Source organism: Neotamlana sedimentorum (assembly GCF_000943565.1).
Classification (GTDB): domain Bacteria; phylum Bacteroidota; class Bacteroidia; order Flavobacteriales; family Flavobacteriaceae; genus Neotamlana; species Neotamlana sedimentorum.
Window position 1 is genome coordinate 63,465 of the sequence record NZ_JTDW01000007.1, and the last position, 19,017, is coordinate 82,481.

A 19,017-nucleotide genomic window follows, 5' to 3' on the forward strand; every position below is an offset into this window, starting at 1 on the left:
AATTATATTATTATTTTTTGTGTCTAATTAATAGATCCATTAACGTGATAGAAGCATCTTCCATATCGTTAACAATACTATCAATCTTAGCAATAATATAATTGTAGAAAATTTGAAGAATAATAGCCACAACAAGACCAAATACTGTTGTTAAAAGTGCTACTTTAATACCACCTGCTACTAAAGAAGGTTGCATATCTCCAGCTGCTTCAATTTTATCGAATGCTTGAATCATACCAATTACCGTACCCATGAAACCAAGCATTGGTGCAAGAGCGATAAATAATGAAATCCATGATACGTTTTTCTCTAGTTGTCCCATTTGAACACCACCGTAAGCTACAACCGCTTTTTCGGCAGCTTCGATACCTTCGTCTGTTCTATCTAAACCTTGGTAGTAAATAGAAGCGATAGGCCCTTTTGTGTTTCTACAAACTTCTTTCGCTGCTTCTACACCACCAGATGCTAAAGCGTCTTCAACTTTTTGAGTTAATTTTTTAGTGTTTGTTGTAGAAAGGTTTAAAAAGATAATTCTTTCGATTGCAATTGCTAAACCTAAGATTAAACATAATAATACAATTCCCATAAATTCTGGTCCACCTTCAATAAAACGCTTTTTTAATTCTTGGTGAAATGTTAAACTTTCTTCGGCAGGAGCTTCATCGTCTTGTGCTACCGTTACCACAGTAGTTGATGCGGCAGTTGTGTTTGCAATTGTAGTTGCATTTGCAGTTCCGAATACCATCATTCCTGTAATGGCAAGGATAGAAAATAATCTTTTCATGTTTCTAGTTTCTTAATTTTATTAGTTAAAGTGTTAAAGATATAAAAAAAAAGCAATTAAAAATAAAAATTCAGCAGAGAGGAAGGGATTCGAACCCTCGATACCCTTTTGAGGTATACACACTTTCCAGGCGTGCGCCTTCGACCACTCGGCCACCTCTCTTTATTATTTTAAGTCACCTTAATTTTGGAGGCTCAAATAACAAAAAATTCTTTTAACTCTAAAATTTTAAGAGTTAATTTTAAGTGATTTCTCCTCGTAAGTTAGTTTCATATATGGTTTTGAAGCTTTTACCTGTAATATTTTGCCCTAATAAGTACATGGCTTTCGCTATTGCAGCTTCGGTAGTTATGTCTTTGCCAGATATTACGCCTGCTTTTTTTAGCGCACTACTGGTTTCGTAATGTCCCATTATTACACTTCCGCCGCTGCATTGCGTAATATTAATTATATGTATACCTTTTTTTATTGTTTCGGTAATCATATTAATAAACCAATTTTCGGTGGTACAATTACCTGCGCCGTAGGTTTCAATAATAACAGCTTTTATATTTTTAATACTAAAAATGCTTTTAAATACTGCTGAAGAAATCCCTGGAAACAATTTAATGATTGCGATATTACTATCTAAATTTTTTCGAACAATTAAATCTGCTTTTAAATTGGGGCGAAACAAATACTCGTTATTAATTTTTAGATGCACTCCAGATTCTGCCAAATCGGGATAATTTAAAGAAGCAAAAGCCTGAAAATGTTCGGCATTAATTTTAGTAGTTCGGTTACCTCGATACAGTTTATATTCAAAATACAAGCAAACTTCCTTAATAATAGGTATACCTTCTTGTTGTTTGGATGCTATTTGTATTGATGTAATTAAATTCTCTTTGGCATCGGTACGTAAATCTCCAATTGGCAATTGCGATCCTGTAAAAATAACTGGCTTCGCTAAATTTTCTAACATAAAACTTAGGGCAGATGCCGTATAGCTCATGGTGTCGCTTCCGTGTAAAATTACAAAACCATCAAACGCATTATAATTCACCTCTATTATTTCGGCAATTTGCACCCAACATTCTGGGTTCATGTTGCTAGAATCTATAGGTTCTTTAAACGATACCGTATCAATGTTGCAGTCTAAAAGCTGTAATTCGGGTATTTTTTCGAGTAAGTTTTTAAAATCGAAGGCTTTTAATGCTCCCGTTTTAAAATCGCGACTCATTCCTATAGTTCCGCCTGTGTAAATAAGTAATATGTTTGGTTTTTGCTCTGTCATAATTTATATTCCAAATACCATTTTAGAATTTTCGGTAGTTATTTCTGCTAATTTTTCTAAAGACATATTATATATGGTAGCCATTTTTTCTAGTACTTGTATAATGTATGCACTTTCGTTACGCTTTCCGCGGAATGGTGTTGGAGCTAAATATGGCGCATCGGTTTCTAAAACAATATGTTTTAGGTCTATTTGATTTAGGAATTTATCTATTTTTCCATTTTTAAATGTAGCTACACCGCCAATGCCTAATTTCATATTATACGAAATAGCTTGTTCTGCTTGTTCTAAGCTTCCAGTAAAACAGTGAAAAATCCCAAATAAATCGCCTCCTTTCTCTTCTTCTAGAACTTCGAAAACTTCATTAAAAGCCTCTCTACAATGAATAACAATTGGTAATTTATACTTTTTTGCCAACTTAATTTGATGTTTAAAAGCATCTTGTTGAATTGCCAAGGTACTTTTATCCCAATATAAATCGATTCCTATTTCTCCAACCGCATAAAACTTTCGAGAAGCTAGCATATCTTCAACATGTTTCAACTCTTTTTTATAGTCTTCTTTTACATGTGTTGGATGCAAACCCATCATTAAAAAAATATGTTCTGGAAAATCGTTTTCCAATTGAAGCATACTTTGAGTATAAGTAGAATCGATTGCTGGAATAAAAAACCTAGAAACACCACTATTAATGGCTCGATTAATCATTTCTGTTCTATCCTCATCGAAAGCTTCACTGTAAAGATGCGTGTGGGTGTCTGTAATAATCATGAAGCAAAAGTAACTGGGTGAATCGAGATTATCAAGTAATTATTAATTTGAACTTGTTCCAGATTCTATTGATCTAAATTAATGAGATCTCAAAACAAGTTCGGAATGACAAAAAACTTTAATCTAGTTTATTAATAAGCTTTTGGGCGCGTTTATAATCTTCGGCGCCTTCTGGAATGGTTTTTAAAATATTTAAACAAGATTTATAATCTTCTTGCTTTAACTTGCTTAATCCTAAAAACCAGATGGCTTTGTTTTTATAAACTGAATGCCCACTTTTTACGTCGTTTAATAAAGCTTCGGCTGTTTTAAAATTATTTAATTCAAGGTTCGAAATAGCGCTGTAAAGCTTATATTCGGCATTGGTGGCATCTAACTTTATCAAGGCACTAAAAGTATCTTCCGCTTTAGCGAAATCTTTATTATTAAATGCAGTTTCGGCTGTTTTTAAAAGCGCATCATTTTCACCTCTTACCGTTAAACTGATGGCGTTGTAATTATTAAAATCGGAATATGCTGGTGTTGAAAACTGATTAAACACAAAAAAGCCTAACAATGCCACAACACAAGCTGCTACAGCATATTTATAAAAATTGAATGGCTTTTGTTTTTTGTTTGAAGCTTCATCTTTATTAAAATAAGCATTCGATATACCTTCTAAATTATTTTTAAATGCCTCTGAAGCATCTTCGTTTTTAAACTTATGGTCTAAAAACTGATTAAGCGATTTGTATGTTTGGAACCCTTCATTAAAATCGGAATCTGTTTTTAGTTTATGTTCAAAAGCTTCCAGCTCTTCTTCGTTTAAATTCTGCTCCAAATACGCTTCAAATTGTATATATTTTTCTTCTTCCATTAGGCTACATTTTAATTTGGTTAAATTTTGGCGAGCTTCGAACTAACTCGGTTAATTTGCCAATGCATAACGATTTTTTCTTTCGGGCGTAAGCATAAGTTACACCCAAATTTTTGGCAACATCTTCCATCGATTTGGTTTTAAAAGTTGCCTTCAATAAATCTTTACAAGCATCGCCAAGTTTGGCAAACATTTCGGCAAACAACACTTGTTTTTCACCAAAAACAGATGTTTCGAAGGCTAGTTCGTGAGCGTCATCATTTTTAGATAAAACTTCCTCATTAATTGTTACCTCTTTATTTGAAGATTTTTTTAGTTCGTTTAACCACTTGCATTTACACAACAGAAAAAAATAAGCATCGAATGGGCAAGTAAGCTGTAAATTTTTCGCACTCGCTTGGTTAAATATGGTAATTAAAGTGTCTTGAACAACATCTTGAGCTTGGTGCACACTTCCGCTATTCTGTTTTATATAGTTTACCACTTTTGGCACAAACTTATCGTAAATAGCTTGTATTATAAAGGAGTTGTTTTGCAACAATCCGTTTATATATTTCTGGTCTTCATGATTTTTTTTTTCGCCCATTAAGCCTTGTGTTTTCAACTAATGTAAAAAAAATTTAAAAATATCGGGTAACAAATTTAAAAGGGTTTTGATATAAGGTTGTAACAGTCTAAAAAAACAAAACTGTAAAACAAAATTTAATTAATCCATAAAAACTTAAAATCATGAGACATTTAATTTTAACATTCGCCGTAGTTGCTTTTTCAATATTTAGTGTAAATGCAACAAACAAATCCCTAAATACTACAACTTACGCTTCAACCGTAACAAAAAATGCCATTGCTCAAATTTTTGAGTGGAAGGTAAAAACCAATAAAGGCATTTACTCTGGCACAGCTTTATCATTAAAAGAAGCAAAAAAACTAATGCAACTTTCTACTTCTGGCGAAATTGTAATAAGTAAATCGGTACAAAGTTTTTTCATTTTAAAATCTGAAATAAACAAAAACAACAATCGTAATTATTTCTGGGAAGTCGAAACTAAAACAGGTAAAGCCAAAGGATATGCTTCAAACAAAGCTTACGCCGAAAAAATGATAGCCTGGGTTGCATCTGGTGACACTGTTGTTTCAAAAATTATTATTAGTCAACCTCAGCAATAATCAAAAAAAAAAATCAAAAAACAGGGTAACAAAAAAATAGTCCTGTTGATATAAACATGAATAACAATTTAAATAATGAATATTATGAAATCTATTAAACACATTTTAGGAACATTAATTTTAGCTACAACACTTTTTACAAGTTGTAATGACAACGATGATAACGATGCCGATATTAAAATATATCCAACAGCCGAAGAGTTTGCTAATTTGCAAGAGGAAGCACTTGAAAACAAAATACAAAATTTTCAATTTAACGCAGATGATGGCTGGATAACATTAACCACCAACAACGGAGTAGACATTGGTATTAACGGGTCGTGCTTAACTTTAAACGGAAATGCCGTTACAGGAACCGTAGATTTAGAATTTGTTGAATTATTCGATAAAGGCAGCATGATTACTACCAATAAACCAACAATGGGTATTTTACCAAATGGCGATAAAGCCTTATTAATTTCTGGTGGTGAATTTTTTATAGAAGCTACTCAAAATGGCGAAGCGTTAGAAACATCTTGTAGCTTGCAATTAGGTATTCCTGCGGCATTAACTGGCGGTCCTGATAACGACATGATTTTATGGAATGGTATTATTGATGATGAAGGAAATCTTGCTTGGGAAGAGGACAAACGCGACGATCCGCAAGGCGACGGTGGCGGTGTTTTTACGGAAGGCAATCAATATTACGCATTTATTGGTGATTTTGGTTGGAGCAATGTTGACCGTTTTTATAATGACCCAAGACCAAAAACCACCATATTAGTTGATGTGCCAGAAGGTTACGATAACACAAACTGCTCTATATTTTTATCGTATGATGGTGAAGATACTGGATTAGCAAATTTAGATACTTATGATCCAGTTGGTAAATTATTTAGCGAGCATTACGGGCAAATCCCAATTGGATTAGAATGTCATGTAATTTTTGTATCTGAAGAAGGTAACGATTGGAAATACGCTATACAAGCCGCAACTATTGTTGAAGATGGTGTTATTACCATTACTGAAAGCGAAACATCAATTGCTACACAAGCACAACTTGAAGCCGCTATAAACGCATTACCGTAAACATCTGCCCTTGTTTTACCTACTTTTTTCTGTCCCAAAGTAGTAATCTACTTTTTAAACCAGAGGCTTTTAAGTCTCTGGTTTTTATACTTCAATATTTATTTTTAGTTAACCCTAAAATCGTTTTTGCTATATTTAAACTACTAAACTAAAACGCTATGTTTAAAAAAACCATTTTCCATATCATTTGCCTCATCAGTTTTTATGGTTTTTCACAAGAAACCTTAGTAACCGATTCTATTAGAGTTGCCACAATACTCCCAACTGTAAATCAAAATGAAGTTAAGTTTACGCCCAAAACACCACAACTTAATCAAATTGCTGGTGCGCCTAAAGCTTTTTATACCCATTACTGGGAATTTGGAGACGGCCAATTTAGCACCGAAGAAAACCCAACTCATGTTTATAAAGAAAAAGGCGAATACAACGTCAAGTTATGGGCAACTAATAATTACGACACGGGTAAACCACCAACCTCCAGACCCAAAAAAGTAGTTATAAATTCGACCAACATAACTTTTGATGATGTTGCAACCATGAACAACGACTTTATTTTAAAACGCAATCGAGAACCCGTTCCAGATGAAGAAATGGTAGCCATTGTACGTTATAAAAACATAAAAAACTATACAACAAACGGTAAAATTTATCTGTTTTACAACGAAAATGAATTTAAAGCAGACAATTTTGAAATTCTTGAAACCCGAATGTACCATAACGAAAAAAGCAGCGATGCCAACACGTTTACTTACACTGGAAAAATGGATTCAGATGTATTTGATATTGCTTCCGTAAGTGCAATTAATCAAATAAAACACCAACAACTACAAGACACCACCGTAAAAACCAACTTACCGCTTACTTTAAAAGAATCGGAATTTCTATATAAAAACTGGCGCGTTATAGAATTCGACAATATGAAACCCGAAGAAGAACGCAATATTTTTGTTAGCCTAAAAACAACACCCGAAATGATAAAAGATACCAGCGCTATAATTTCGGTTCGCGGTGTTTATGTACCCGATAGCAATTACGACAACCATAAAGTAAAGGATATGGAAATGGAAATTGTTACCTCGCACGATCCTAATAAAATGTCATCCAACGGAACACTCATGAATTATCGTTTGGTTCGTTTTAAAAATTTAAAGTATAAAATAAAATTTCAAAACAACGGTGAAGGGCCCGCAAGAACTATTCGACTAGAAACCGATATTCCTGAGATGCTCGATAAAGCTTCAATTAAAATTTTAGATATGTATCCTAAATGCGACATTTGCCCCAAGCGCGATGTTATTTACAGTTGTTTAGATACAACTTATACCGATTCGCAGGCTATTTTCACCTTTAAAAACATCTATTTACTAGGCAGTGAACAAAAAAATGTTAAGGAATACGACAGTACAAAAGGCTTTGTAAAATACAGCATTAAGTTTGCTAAAGATTTTCATAAGAAAAAAACAAAGAGCAGAACCTCTATTATTTTCGATAAAAACGAACCTATAATAACCAACTACTCTACCACACGTTTTACACCCGGACTTTCCATTGGCTTAAAAGCTGGTGTAAACTCTTTTAGCAACTTAAACGATTCTGAAAGTTACTTTTTTGGGGTTACCTTATCGCCTTACAAATCGTACCGTTGGTATTGGCAGGTAGAATTACAAAACAATTTTCACGAGTACCAACAAGACACACAAGTACAAGAAGAATTTGTTGATGATCCGCAAGGCTTTAGGTTTAGGCAACGCACCACTACAAACACTACCTTTAATAATATTGATTGGGATGTTCCTGTGCTAATACGCTACAACATAAATAATTATTTAGGGCTTGGAGCTGGCTTACACAATACCATTTCGGTTTCCGAAAAGCAAAATCAAGATATTTTAATTGAGCAGTATGAAGGCTCCGAACCTGATGCCCCTGTATTTAACACTATTGAAGACTCACAAGAAACCACCAACAGCTTTACCAATTTAAGAAGCGGTTTACTTTTTGAAGCTACCGCAGGATTTGCCAGAATTGGCCCAAGTTTAGGTGCCCGATATATTATGAATTTCGATAGCGATTTTAGCTATTGGCAATTTTACGCCATTTGGAAGTTTTAAAACTTAGCTACAACGAGCGTACATAAATATGAAAAAACTCCATTTTCTTCTTTTTTTAATTTCGCCTTTTTTGTTTTCTCAAAACTTAGAAGAACGTATTTATGCGGCCTCCGAAACATTTATCGCAAATAAAACTGAAGCTGAATTAATAAAATTGACAGAAAAGGAACAGCATTATAAATCAAGAATAAAAAGTAAAGACGAGCAGCTAGCTTTGGTGTTCTTACAATGCCACAAAGGCTTTTATTTAAAAGAAACTGGCCGTTTAACAACTAGTATTTTAAGTTACGAAGAAGCTTCAAAACGTTTTTTTAACAACGAACTTTCAGTCATTTCTAATTTCGATATTATTGAAAGTTGCCTTAAACCTTTAGGTAATTTATACATTCAAATAAACGATTATACTAATGCCATAAGTACAATAAATCATTATATTTTACTGGCTAAAAATCAACAAAACACAAAACATCAAAATAGTGGTTATATCAACTTAGCTATTCTATATCAAACTCTAGGAAAACATAATACAGCTTTACAAACTTTAGAATTAGCCACATTAAAACCCATTAAAAACAATAAGCAATGGCAATTAATACATCAATTAAAAATTAAAAGTTTTATTGCCTTAAATAATTTTAAAACCGCACAGGCGCTCAACAATCAACTACAATCAAATTTTGAAAAACATAAAAACAACTACGCCATTGCATTAAAACTAAACAATATTCCTTTAGCTATTTCAGAATTTAAAAAAGCCAAGGCCTTAATTAAAAAAGAACAGGTATCGGCCAGATATTTAGCTAAATTTTATTTTGAAGAAGCTCAACTTCATGTTCTCAATCAAAATAACACTTCTGCTAAATTAAGTCTACAACATGCGCTCGATTTTTTATTACCGAACCACAACAAGTTAAAGCTACCAAATACGAAATCTCTATACGCCGAAAATACTTTTATTGATATTTTCGACCTTTTTGCTTCAATTGAAACAAACATTAGTAAAGCTTTAAACTATCTCGACTTAAGTTTTTATGTATCGCGTTTACTTCAAGAAAAATCGACTTCGCAGGAAAACAAAATTCAGCATCAAGCATCAAACAGATTGCGCAGCGAAACCTGTATACATTTTCTTTATAATCGGTTTAAAAATTCAGGAGATAAAAAAAATATTATTGCAGCCTTACAATATGCCGAAAGCAACAAATCTGGTGTTTTAAAAAAAATTGCAACTAAAAAATTACGATTGCAAGAATTTCCAAACGACAGTTTACTTATAACAGAATTTAAATTATTAGCAGAGCAAGAACGACTTACAAGCGAGTTAATTCAAGCCGAAATTAAAAATAGCGACACACAAAAAATAAATACGTTAAGCACTGCTTTAAATTCTGTTTCTGTTGAATTAAAAAGATTGCAACCCTCGATTAACGAAAAATACGAAAACTATAAAACCAACAAATTCTCTTTAGAAGAACTTCAAAATTTGCTTCATAAAGATGAAGCTACCTGTTTAGAATTTTTCTTTGGAAATCGCGCAATTTATTTATTTAAAATAACCAAAAACGATATTAATCTAGATAAAATTGAACTAGACGAAACGGTTTTAAACCAAATAAAAAACTTTATTCATTTATTCGATAATGCTTCAATAATAAACAATAATTTAGCAAACTTCAGTATTAATGCATTCCGCTTATTTCAGCTTTTAAAACTTGAACGTATTGAAAGTAAAAATGTCGTTATAATACCCGATGGTTTATTAAATTTCGTGCCTTTCGAAGCCCTTTTAACCAAAAAAACCGAAAGCACTTTATACCAAAACATGCCGTTTTTAGTAACACAGCATAACATTGCATATAATTCGAGTGCGGTATTTTATACACAAAATATTAAACCTAAAACCAACAAAAATGTTTTAGGCGTATTTCCTGTTTTTGAAAACGAAAATCAGGCTCTGCCATATTCTTTAAACGAAGCAACCCATATAAAAGAACACTTTAAAGGAGACTATTTAATAAAACAAGCGGCTACAAAACAAGCTTTTTTAAATCGAGTAGAACATTTTGGAATCATTCATTTATCAACGCACGCAAGTAGTGGTAATTTTTCGTTACCTGCAAATATTTCCTTTATTGATGATACTTTATTTTTAAACGAACTTTACACCTTGAATTTAAATCCAGATCTCGTTATTTTAAGCGCATGCGAAACAGGCATTGGCAAATTATACAAAGGTGCTGGCGCCATGAGTATTGCCCGAGGATTTCAATACGCAGGTGCAGAAAATCTTTTGTTTTCGCTTTGGCAAATAAACGATTTATCGACTTCGCAAATGATGCAATTGTTTTATAAAAGCTATAAAAATTCAAAATCGGCATTCCAAGCTAACGTATTTTCAAAACGAAGTTACCTTAACAGCGAAACTATTTCGAACGCCAAAAAATCGCCCTATTATTGGAGCGCATTTGTTTATTACGGCCAACTGGACAACCCTATTAAAAATAACAATTTAATTTATGTTATTATTGGTAGTTTAATTTCACTGTTTATAGTATTTTTGAGAAGAAAACTAAAAAGACATGCAGCCTAATTTACAAGAATTTCTTCTACAAAAAGGTTATGCCAAAGTAAAGTTACACCTTACCAAAACCAATCATTTTGAAATAAAAGCTACTATTAACGGTAAAAAAGGCCTATTTATTTTAGATACAGGAGCCTCAAATTCTTGTGTTGGCTTTGAAGCCATTGAAACCTTTAAACTAAAAGCTGAAGAATCTATTATAAAAGCAGCAGGTGCAGGGGCTACTGATATGGATACTAAAATGTCTAAACGCAATAAAATTAAAATAGGAAAATGGACCAATAGTAAAATAGTATTGGTCCTTTTTAACCTTACACACGTAAACACGGCTTTAAAAAATCATAATTCACAACCTGTTGATGGTATAATTGGAGCCGATATCTTAAAAAAAGCTAAAGCTGTTATAGATTATGAAAAGAAATATCTATATTTAAAACTATAATAATAGCATAAAATAATTTCCTCTCTAACGAATGACCAATTCAATTGTAATTGCAGACGATCATCCATTGATGTTACGTGGCCTCACCGATTTTTTAAACTCCAAAGGTTTTAATATAATTGGTAGCGCTTCTGACGGAAAAAGCGCCTATAACTTAATAGTTAAGGAAAAGCCTGAAATAGCCATTTTAGATATTAGGATGCCACATATGACGGGATTAGAAGTCGCAGAAGCCTGTAAAAAAAACAATATAGACACTAAAATTATTCTTATTACCTTCGATAAAGAAGAAGACCTTTACGACCAAGCCAAGGTTTTTAACGTTTACGGCTATATTTTAAAAGAATTTGCCATTGAAGAAATTGAAGCTTGCATTAAAAGTGTAATAAGCAACACCCCTTATTTTAGTGACGAAATAGCATTATACTTACAAAACTCTCATAGGGAAAGACCTAAAGAAATTGATTGTTTAACAAAATCTGAATTAAAAATTGTTAAACTAATTAGCAACAACAAAACGAGCCAAGACATTGCAGATGAACTTTCTATATCGGTTAGAACGGTAGATAAACACCGTAGTAATATTGTTGCAAAGCTTGGTTTAGATAACAAACCCACATCCTTATCCATATGGGCAACATTAAACAAGCATTTTTTATAAAATACGTATATGTACGTATTTTATAATTCATAAACATAATATATCTTTACAGTGCTATTAATTAGTTCTTAGGGAGAATTATAAAAAGGTTCTAAATTGAAAAATTTAGACCTTTTTTTTTGATATCAAATTAAAAATACGCAGAAGTACGTATTTTATAATTCACAAACATAGTATATCTTTACAGTGCTATTAATTAGTTCTTAGGGAGAATTATAAAAGGTTTTAGGTCGTAATGACCTAAAGCCTTTTTTTAATTGCAAATCCGGTAGAGCCTTAAAATACGTATAACTGCTTATTTTATTTAACAATTTTACTATTTAACTTTACGGTGCTATTAAACAAAATATCTAGTTGAGGGATTTTTAAATCTCTGCGTTAATTACAATAGCGCAGAGTTTAAAAATATAAAATAATTATTATGGGAGAGGAAAATAAAACAATAAACAAATGTTTATTTATTGGCTTAGTCATTATAGTTGTTATAACCATCGGTTTTAATATAATGCTGTTCTTTTATTAGTTAAATGTTCTAAAATAAAAAAGGTGTTGTTTTTAAAAACAACACCTTTTTTATTTTTAATAATATTTGCTTATAATTCTAAAGCCTTTTTAACATCATTATTCATTAGTAAATCTAAAGGACTTTCCAGAGCTTCTTTAACAGCTACTAAAAACCCTACACTTTCTTTACCATCAATAATTCTGTGATCGTATGATAAAGCTACATACATCATAGGATGAATTTCAACATTACCATCTACAGCAATAGGACGTTGTATAATGTTATGCATACCTAAAATACCACTTTGAGGTGGATTAATAATTGGTGTAGACAACATACTACCAAAAACACCTCCATTAGTAATAGTAAACGTACCTCCGGTCATTTCATCTACAGTTATTTGACCATCGCGAGCACGTAATGCTAAACGTTTTACTTCAGACTCAACACCTCTAAAGGTTAAATTTTCGGCATTTCTAATTACAGGCACCATTAATCCTTTAGGTCCAGAAACTGCAATACTAATATCACAGAAATCGTATGAAAGCATTTCTTTACCATCAATCATTGAGTTAACAGCAGGATACATTTTTAAAGCACGAACTACAGCTAAAGTAAAGAAAGACATAAAACCTAACCCTACGCCATGCTTAGCTTTAAAAGTTTCTTTATACTCGTTACGTAAAGCAAAAATTGGTGTCATGTTAACTTCGTTAAATGTTGTTAACATGGCTGTAGTATTCTTAGCTTCAACTAAACGCTCTGCTACTTTACGACGTAACATTGACATTTTACTACGTGTTTCGCCTCTAGAACCACCAGTTGGTGTTCCCATTGAAGGAACCGCCTTAACAGCATCTTCTTTAGTTACTCTACCTGCCTTTCCGGTTCCAGCAACAGCTGATGCTTCAATACCTTTTTCGGCTAATATTTTTTTAGCAGCAGGACTTGCTGTTCCTGTTGCGTATGTTTTTTCGGTATTTGCTGGTTTAGCAGCTTCTACTTTTGGAGCTTCTTCTTTCGTTTCGGCTACTGGCTCACTACCACCTTCTGGTTTTTCTGCATCTGTATCAATTAAACAAACTACAGCACCAACCGCTACGGCATCACCTTCTTCTGCTTTTAATGTAATTGTTCCGCTTACTTCTGCAGGTAATTCTAATGTTGCCTTATCGCTATCTACCTCTGCTATGGCTTGATCTTTTTCAACATAATCTCCATCTTCTACTAGCCATGTTGCTATTTCTACCTCAGTAATAGATTCCCCCGGAGAAGGGACTTTCATTTCTAAAATCATTGGTCCTAATTTTTAAGTCGTATTTTTCGTTTATTTTGTTTCTTCATTATTAAAAACAGCGTCAATTACACGGCGTTGTCTTCTTTTATCTCTTGTACTCGAACCCGGAGCAGGTACCGAGCTATATGGTCTTGCGCAAACCTCTAGTTTAACTAAATTTAAGCGTTCTGCCATAAAACTCCAAGCTCCCATATTTTTAGGTTCTTCTTGTGCCCAAACATAAGTTTCTACGTTTAAGTACTTATTAATTAATTGTTGTATTTTATCTAAATGAAGAGGGAAAAGCTGCTCTATTCTCACTAATGCAACATCTTCTCTATTTAATACTTCACGCTCTGCTAATAAGTCATAATAAAACTTACCTGTGCAGAACACTAGTTTTTTAACTTTTGAAGCTTCAATCACATCGTCTATAACTTCCTGGAATGCTCCTGTAGCTAATTCGTTTATAGAAGACACCGCTTTAGGATGACGTAATAAACTCTTTGGTGTTAAAACTATTAATGGCTTTCTAAAATCACGTTTCATTTGGCGACGCAGCAAGTGAAAAAAGTTAGCTGGCGTTGTACAATCTGCCACAATCATGTTATCGTTAGCACAAAGCTGTAAATAACGCTCCATTCTTGCAGATGAATGTTCTGACCCTTGCCCTTCGTAACCATGAGGTAATAATACTACAATACCGTTTTGAACCTTCCATTTATCTTCTGCTGCCGATAAATATTGGTCGAAAATTATTTGAGCACCATTACTAAAATCTCCAAACTGCGCTTCCCAAATGGTTAATGTATTTGGGTTTGCCATAGCGTAACCATAATCGAAGCCAAGTACACCATATTCAGATAAAAAGGAATTGAAAATATACATTTCACCTTTATTATCTGGATTTGTATTTAGCAAGTTAATACGTTCTTCAGATTTTTCATCCCGAAGTATAGCATGACGGTGACTAAACGTGCCTCGCTCCACGTCTTGACCTGAAATGCGTACATTAAAACCTTCTTCCATTAAAGTTCCGTAGGCTAAAGTTTCAGCCATACCCCAATCTAAGGTATCGGTTTCAAACACCATCTTTTTACGGCCTTCAAGAATACGTTCAGCTTTTCTTAAAAACTTAACACCCTCTGGCACAGTAGACACCACTTTAGAAATATGTTCTAATTTATCTTTTGGATAATTGGTTTCAACCTTTTCCAACATGGCATCAACACCTCTTCTGGTAAAATCTTCCCATCGCTCCTCCATAAATTCACGAACTTTTGAAGAGTCGGCCTCTTTAGATTTTTCGTATTCACTTTCGAGCGTTTCTTTAAATTCGGCTACAATAGCATCTACATAACCTTTATTAATAGTCCCTTCAGAAATTAATTTATCGGAATATATTTTAAACGGATTAGGATGTTTAGATATATACTTGTATAGTTTAGGTTGTGTAAAACGTGGCTCATCACCCTCGTTATGTCCATATTTTCTATATCCTAATAAATCAATATAAACATCCTTTTTATAACGCATTCTGTATTCTAAAGCCATTTCTACGGCATGAACCACAGCTTCTGCATCATCGGAATTTACATGTAAAACTGGCGATAAAGTTACTTTTGCCACATCGGTACAATAAGTACTAGAACGAGCATCTAAATAGTTAGTTGTAAAACCAACTTGGTTGTTAACCACAATATGTATAGTTCCTCCTGTTTTATAACCATTTAATCGACTCATTTGGGCAACCTCATACGCAATACCTTGTCCTGCAATTGCAGCATCTCCATGCACAACTATTGGAATAATCTTAGAATCGTCTCCGCCGTAATCTTCATCAATTTTTGCACGAGTAATACCTTCAGCAACTGGAGCTACAGTTTCTAGATGTGACGGGTTTGGCACCAAGTTCATCTTGATGGTTTTTCCGTTTTGGTATGTTTTATCAAGTGTTAATCCTAAATGATATTTTACATCACCATCAATATTTTCATCTTCAAAATCTTTTCCATCGAACTCGTTAAAAAGCTCACGCATTGGTTTTCTAAAAATATTAACCAACGTACTTAAACGTCCACGGTGTGCCATTCCTAAAACACATTCTTTTACCCCATATTTTTCAACGGCATAAAATAACACATTACTAATCGCAGGAATTAATGACTCGCCACCTTCTAAAGAAAAACGTTTTTGCCCCACATATTTGGTTTGCAAAAAATTCTCGAAAGTAACCGCTTGATTTAATTTAGACAAAATGTACTTTTTTGTCTCTGCGGAAAAATTTGGCTGATTATCGTTTTTATTTAATTGTTCTTGCCACCACCCAATAACTTCTGGGTTACGCAAATACATATACTCAACACCAATAGAATCGCAATAAATATTATTTAAATGCTTTAAAATAACACTTAATGGTTGCGCACCAATACCTAAAATTTCGCCTGCATTAAAAACAGTAGCTAAATCGTTTTCGCTAAGACCAAAATTTTGTAACTCTAAAGTTGGCGAATAGGTACGACGGTCGCGAACTGGATTTGTTTTTGTAAACAAATGTCCACGCATTCTATACCCATCTATAAGTTTTACAACCTGGAATTCTTTTTGTAATTGTTCTGGTATTTGTGTGCTAACACCTTCAATTATTTCGCCATTAATACCATAGTTTTCGCTTCCAAAATCGTAACCTTGAAAAAAGGCTCTCCAACTAGGTTCTATGGCATCGGGATTTTGTAAATATTGTTCATATAACTCAGCAAAATATGCTGTATGAGCTGCATTTAAAAAGGAATATTTATCCATTGTTTTATTTAATACCTTGTAGGTTTAGTAAAAATATTTTTCAAAAATACAACTTTTAGTAAAATAAGGGGTTTGTTTAACTATATTTATATCTTATATTTTAATATTATTTACTGATACAAGAAAACTGTTAAATTTTTAAAAGAATGAAAACCAAAAAACTGCAGAAAATCGTTATTCTTCTTTTTGTTTTATGTGCAAATCACATCTTAAATGCCCAAATAAGCGAAAAACATTTCTGGAAAAACGTAAGATTTGGTGGTGGTGTTGGTTTAAATGTTGGCAACGGATTTTTTAGTGGTACTTTGGCACCGAGTGTTATTTACGAAGTAGATCGTGTTTTCTCTTTTGGTATTGGATTAAATGCAACGTACAACCGCCAAAAAAACTTATATAATTCTACTATTTTAGGCGGAAGCTTAATTGGGCTTGCCAATGTTATTCCAGAAATACAACTATCGGCGGAATTTGAACAATTGCATGTTAGCAGAAATTTTGATGACCCAAGTTTATTAAAAGACACCTACTGGACGCCTGCTTTATTTCTTGGTGCTGGTTACCGAAGCAATAACGTTACTCTTGGTGTGCGTTACGATGTACTTTATAACAACAATAAAAGTATTTATGCGAATGCGTGGATGCCTTTTGTTAGAGTGTATTTTTAACTATATTTATTTCGAAACCAAACTTTTTGCCATTCGCGTTTTAAAATTAAAAAGCTAACTTCTTCAGATAGTTTTAAAATATCATCGCCATTTAAAGCTTTTACTGCACGTTCTGGAACATCAATTATATAAAGTAAATTAAGGTATTCTGTAAATTTTTCTTGAATTAGCTTAAAAACGGTTTCGTGCAGCATCAATTTTAAACTAGACGGCAAAATAGCCTCGTTAAACCCCAAATCGATATTAGCTAATAAAAAATCTTTATTAAGCTGTTGCACTAATTTTGTGTATAAATCGAGTGCAGTAGCCTCGGCTATTAAAGTTTCAAAATTAGTGGGGAATTGCATTATACCGTTCTATTCATTAAACTGTTACCAAAAGCTTTTAAAAGTACTTTTTTATCTTCAGTAATATTTAAACAATCTAGGTTTTTAAAAGCTTTTTCGGTGTAAGTTTTTATGGCTTCTTTAGTTGCCTTAGCAGCACCTGAAGTTTCAAACAATTGTTTGGTGGTTTCAATTTTTTCGTCGACTTGCTCTGGCTGCGAAGAAAACAATGCTTCGAGTACAGCTTTATCGCTATCATCTAAAAATTCGATTGCTTTTAAATACAAATAGGTTTTTTTATTTTCTATAATATCGCCACCAACTTGTTTTCCAAAGGTTTGAGGGTCTCCAAAAGCATCTAAATAATCGTCTTGTAACTGGAACGCTATCCCAAGGTTTCTACCAAATTCGTAAATATTATTTTGTTCTGTTTTCGATGCATTGGCAACTATAGCGCCCATTTTCATGGCAGCACCAACTAAAACGGCTGTTTTATATTCAATCATTTTTAAATATTCCGGAATAGTAACATCGTTTCTGGTTTCAAAATCGACATCGTACTGTTGTCCTTCGCAAACTTCAAGCGCCGTTTTACTAAATAACTTTGCTAAATCTAGAAAAACCGTAGCTTCATAGTTTTCGAAAAGTTGATATGCTAAAATTAACATGGCATCTCCAGAAAGTATTCCGGTATTTACATCCCATTTTTCATGAACCGTTTTATGTCCCCGACGCAATGGTGCATCATCCATTATATCATCATGAACCAAAGAAAAATTATGAAAAACCTCAACACTTAAAGCTGCATTTAAAGCATTTTTAAAATGACCTCCAAAAATATCGGCTGTCATAAGCGTAAGTACAGGCCTTAAACGCTTTCCGCCTAAGTTTAAAATATAATTAATGGGATTATATAGATTTTCTGGTTGCTTTTCTGTCACAAATTCATCTAGAAATGTAACAAAATGATCTCTGTATTCGTCTATGGATTGCATGGTGCTAAAATAAATTAAAAACTGCTAAAACGTTGCGGTAAAATAAATTTAATGTTAAAAAAAGGTAAAACGTTGGAAACTTTTTTTGTTTTTAAAGTTTCCTGTTGTAGTTTTGCGGCTTAATTATGAAAGATAAAATATTACATACCGCCTGCGATTTATTTTTAAACTATGGTTTTAAAAGTGTTACGATGGACGAAATAGCCAATGCCCAAGGTATTTCGAAAAAAACCATTTATCAATATTTCAAAAACAAAACGGTTTTAGTCGAAGAATCTGTTTTTTACCTATTTCAAAAAATTTCGGCAGGAATAAGCAACGTATGCAAACAAGAAAAAAACCCGATTGATGAAATTTACGAGGTAAAGCAAGTGTTAATGCATAATTTAAAAGATGAAAAGTCGTCACCTCAATATCAATTAGAAAAATATTATCCAGAGATTTACCACAACATTAAGCACAAACAAATGTGCGTAATGAGTGATTGTGTGCAAGAGAATATTAGTAGAGGAAAAAAACTAGGCCTGTTTAGAACGGAAATTAATTCTGAATTTATTTCTAAAATTTATTTTAACAGTATAATGACTTTAAAGAATAAGTCGCTTTTTCCGTTAGAAAACTTTTCAATGAAAATACTTATGAACAACTTTTTAGAATACCATTTACGAGGTATTTGCACGCCAAAAGGGCTTGAATATTTAAACCGATACTTACAAATCAATCAAAAATAACAT

The 19,017-nt window shown here is 32.9% G+C and carries 17 protein-coding genes and 1 tRNA gene; 8 read left to right on the forward strand and 10 right to left on the reverse strand.

Annotated features, from left to right (window positions below; genetic code table 11):
* Positions 1 to 10: 10 nt before the first annotated feature.
* The 6 genes from PW52_RS10845 to PW52_RS10870 form a co-directional block, all read right to left on the reverse strand.
* Entirely contained in the window at positions 11 to 784 is a 774-nt protein-coding gene (locus tag PW52_RS10845) for a MotA/TolQ/ExbB proton channel family protein (protein ID WP_044632975.1), read from the reverse strand.
* 74 nt (positions 785 to 858) lie between these two features.
* A tRNA-Ser gene (locus tag PW52_RS10850) sits at positions 859 to 946 on the reverse strand.
* A gap of 79 nt (positions 947 to 1,025) precedes the next feature.
* Positions 1,026 to 2,057, reverse strand: a complete 1,032-nt coding sequence (locus PW52_RS10855) for an asparaginase (RefSeq protein ID WP_044632976.1) — start codon at positions 2,055 to 2,057, stop codon at positions 1,026 to 1,028.
* A 3-nt stretch (positions 2,058 to 2,060) separates the two neighbouring features.
* Positions 2,061 to 2,828 carry a TatD family hydrolase gene (locus PW52_RS10860; protein ID WP_044632977.1) on the reverse strand — a complete coding sequence of 256 codons (768 nt, stop codon included), beginning with the start codon at positions 2,826 to 2,828 and terminating at the stop codon, positions 2,061 to 2,063.
* Positions 2,829 to 2,946: 118 nt separating this feature from the next.
* Positions 2,947 to 3,684 (reverse strand): tetratricopeptide repeat protein, encoded by a 738-nt coding sequence (locus tag PW52_RS10865; RefSeq protein ID WP_044632978.1) that lies wholly within the window; start codon positions 3,682 to 3,684, stop codon positions 2,947 to 2,949.
* Positions 3,685 to 3,688: 4 nt separating this feature from the next.
* A complete protein-coding gene (locus PW52_RS10870; protein WP_044632979.1) occupies positions 3,689 to 4,270 on the reverse strand; it encodes a sigma-70 family RNA polymerase sigma factor in 582 nt (193 codons plus the stop codon).
* Positions 4,271 to 4,413: 143 nt separating this feature from the next.
* Here PW52_RS10870 and PW52_RS10875 point away from each other — a divergent pair, with 143 nt between their 5' ends.
* From PW52_RS10875 to PW52_RS10900, 6 genes are all read left to right on the forward strand, one after another.
* Positions 4,414 to 4,851, forward strand: a complete 438-nt coding sequence (locus PW52_RS10875; RefSeq protein WP_044632980.1) for a hypothetical protein — start codon at positions 4,414 to 4,416, stop codon at positions 4,849 to 4,851.
* 84 nt (positions 4,852 to 4,935) lie between these two features.
* Positions 4,936 to 5,919 (forward strand): hypothetical protein, encoded by a 984-nt coding sequence (locus PW52_RS10880; protein ID WP_044633135.1) that lies wholly within the window; start codon positions 4,936 to 4,938, stop codon positions 5,917 to 5,919.
* Between the two features lie 158 nt (positions 5,920 to 6,077).
* Complete coding sequence (locus PW52_RS10885) at positions 6,078 to 8,030, forward strand: PKD domain-containing protein (protein WP_044632981.1); 1,953 nt, start codon at positions 6,078 to 6,080, stop codon at positions 8,028 to 8,030.
* Positions 8,031 to 8,058: 28 nt separating this feature from the next.
* On the forward strand, positions 8,059 to 10,620 hold the full coding sequence (locus PW52_RS10890) for a CHAT domain-containing protein (RefSeq protein ID WP_044632982.1): 2,562 nt from the start codon (positions 8,059 to 8,061) through the stop codon (positions 10,618 to 10,620).
* Positions 10,610 to 11,053 carry a retropepsin-like aspartic protease gene (locus PW52_RS10895; protein WP_044632983.1) on the forward strand — a complete coding sequence of 148 codons (444 nt, stop codon included), beginning with the start codon at positions 10,610 to 10,612 and terminating at the stop codon, positions 11,051 to 11,053. Before PW52_RS10890 ends, PW52_RS10895 begins: the two co-directional genes overlap by 11 nt.
* Before the next feature lie 31 nt (positions 11,054 to 11,084).
* Complete coding sequence (locus tag PW52_RS10900; protein ID WP_044632984.1) at positions 11,085 to 11,714, forward strand: response regulator transcription factor; 630 nt, start codon at positions 11,085 to 11,087, stop codon at positions 11,712 to 11,714.
* Positions 11,715 to 12,307: 593 nt separating this feature from the next.
* Here the strand turns inward: PW52_RS10900 and odhB are convergent.
* Positions 12,308 to 13,516 carry a 2-oxoglutarate dehydrogenase complex dihydrolipoyllysine-residue succinyltransferase gene (gene odhB, locus PW52_RS10905; RefSeq protein ID WP_044632985.1) on the reverse strand — a complete coding sequence of 403 codons (1,209 nt, stop codon included), beginning with the start codon at positions 13,514 to 13,516 and terminating at the stop codon, positions 12,308 to 12,310.
* Between the two features lie 30 nt (positions 13,517 to 13,546).
* Positions 13,547 to 16,297, reverse strand: a complete 2,751-nt coding sequence (locus tag PW52_RS10910) for a 2-oxoglutarate dehydrogenase E1 component (RefSeq protein WP_044632986.1) — start codon at positions 16,295 to 16,297, stop codon at positions 13,547 to 13,549.
* Positions 16,298 to 16,443: 146 nt separating this feature from the next.
* Between PW52_RS10910 and PW52_RS10915 the strand changes: the two genes are divergently transcribed.
* Positions 16,444 to 16,962 (forward strand): alpha-ketoglutarate decarboxylase, encoded by a 519-nt coding sequence (locus tag PW52_RS10915; RefSeq protein WP_044632987.1) that lies wholly within the window; start codon positions 16,444 to 16,446, stop codon positions 16,960 to 16,962.
* On the opposite strand, the gene PW52_RS10920 is transcribed toward PW52_RS10915, so the two are convergent.
* Positions 16,959 to 17,309 carry a hypothetical protein gene (locus PW52_RS10920; protein WP_044632988.1) on the reverse strand — a complete coding sequence of 117 codons (351 nt, stop codon included), beginning with the start codon at positions 17,307 to 17,309 and terminating at the stop codon, positions 16,959 to 16,961. The genes PW52_RS10915 and PW52_RS10920 overlap by 4 nt on opposite strands.
* Positions 17,309 to 18,283 (reverse strand): polyprenyl synthetase family protein, encoded by a 975-nt coding sequence (locus PW52_RS10925; protein ID WP_044632989.1) that lies wholly within the window; start codon positions 18,281 to 18,283, stop codon positions 17,309 to 17,311. The genes PW52_RS10920 and PW52_RS10925 overlap by 1 nt, the downstream gene beginning before the upstream one ends.
* A gap of 125 nt (positions 18,284 to 18,408) precedes the next feature.
* Between PW52_RS10925 and PW52_RS10930 the strand changes: the two genes are divergently transcribed.
* Positions 18,409 to 19,014 (forward strand): TetR/AcrR family transcriptional regulator, encoded by a 606-nt coding sequence (locus PW52_RS10930; RefSeq protein ID WP_044632990.1) that lies wholly within the window; start codon positions 18,409 to 18,411, stop codon positions 19,012 to 19,014.
* Positions 19,015 to 19,017 lie beyond the last annotated feature (3 nt).

Excerpts from the sequence above, each read along its gene's own strand:
- PW52_RS10845 (WP_044632975.1), bottom strand. The coding sequence starts at position 784 with ATGAAAAGATTATTTTCTATCCTTGCCATTACAGGAATGATGGTATTC.
- PW52_RS10855 (WP_044632976.1), bottom strand. The coding sequence starts at position 2,057 with ATGACAGAGCAAAAACCAAACATATTACTTATTTACACAGGCGGAACT.
- PW52_RS10860 (WP_044632977.1), bottom strand. The coding sequence starts at position 2,828 with ATGATTATTACAGACACCCACACGCATCTTTACAGTGAAGCTTTCGAT.
- PW52_RS10865 (WP_044632978.1), bottom strand. The coding sequence starts at position 3,684 with ATGGAAGAAGAAAAATATATACAATTTGAAGCGTATTTGGAGCAGAAT.
- PW52_RS10870 (WP_044632979.1), bottom strand. The coding sequence starts at position 4,270 with ATGGGCGAAAAAAAAAATCATGAAGACCAGAAATATATAAACGGATTG.
- PW52_RS10875 (WP_044632980.1), top strand. The coding sequence starts at position 4,414 with ATGAGACATTTAATTTTAACATTCGCCGTAGTTGCTTTTTCAATATTT.
- PW52_RS10880 (WP_044633135.1), top strand. The coding sequence starts at position 4,936 with ATGAAATCTATTAAACACATTTTAGGAACATTAATTTTAGCTACAACA.
- PW52_RS10885 (WP_044632981.1), top strand. The coding sequence starts at position 6,078 with ATGTTTAAAAAAACCATTTTCCATATCATTTGCCTCATCAGTTTTTAT.
- PW52_RS10890 (WP_044632982.1), top strand. The coding sequence starts at position 8,059 with ATGAAAAAACTCCATTTTCTTCTTTTTTTAATTTCGCCTTTTTTGTTT.
- PW52_RS10895 (WP_044632983.1), top strand. The coding sequence starts at position 10,610 with ATGCAGCCTAATTTACAAGAATTTCTTCTACAAAAAGGTTATGCCAAA.
- PW52_RS10900 (WP_044632984.1), top strand. The coding sequence starts at position 11,085 with ATGACCAATTCAATTGTAATTGCAGACGATCATCCATTGATGTTACGT.
- odhB (WP_044632985.1), bottom strand. The coding sequence starts at position 13,516 with ATGATTTTAGAAATGAAAGTCCCTTCTCCGGGGGAATCTATTACTGAG.
- PW52_RS10910 (WP_044632986.1), bottom strand. The coding sequence starts at position 16,297 with ATGGATAAATATTCCTTTTTAAATGCAGCTCATACAGCATATTTTGCT.
- PW52_RS10915 (WP_044632987.1), top strand. The coding sequence starts at position 16,444 with ATGAAAACCAAAAAACTGCAGAAAATCGTTATTCTTCTTTTTGTTTTA.
- PW52_RS10920 (WP_044632988.1), bottom strand. The coding sequence starts at position 17,309 with ATGCAATTCCCCACTAATTTTGAAACTTTAATAGCCGAGGCTACTGCA.
- PW52_RS10925 (WP_044632989.1), bottom strand. The coding sequence starts at position 18,283 with ATGCAATCCATAGACGAATACAGAGATCATTTTGTTACATTTCTAGAT.
- PW52_RS10930 (WP_044632990.1), top strand. The coding sequence starts at position 18,409 with ATGAAAGATAAAATATTACATACCGCCTGCGATTTATTTTTAAACTAT.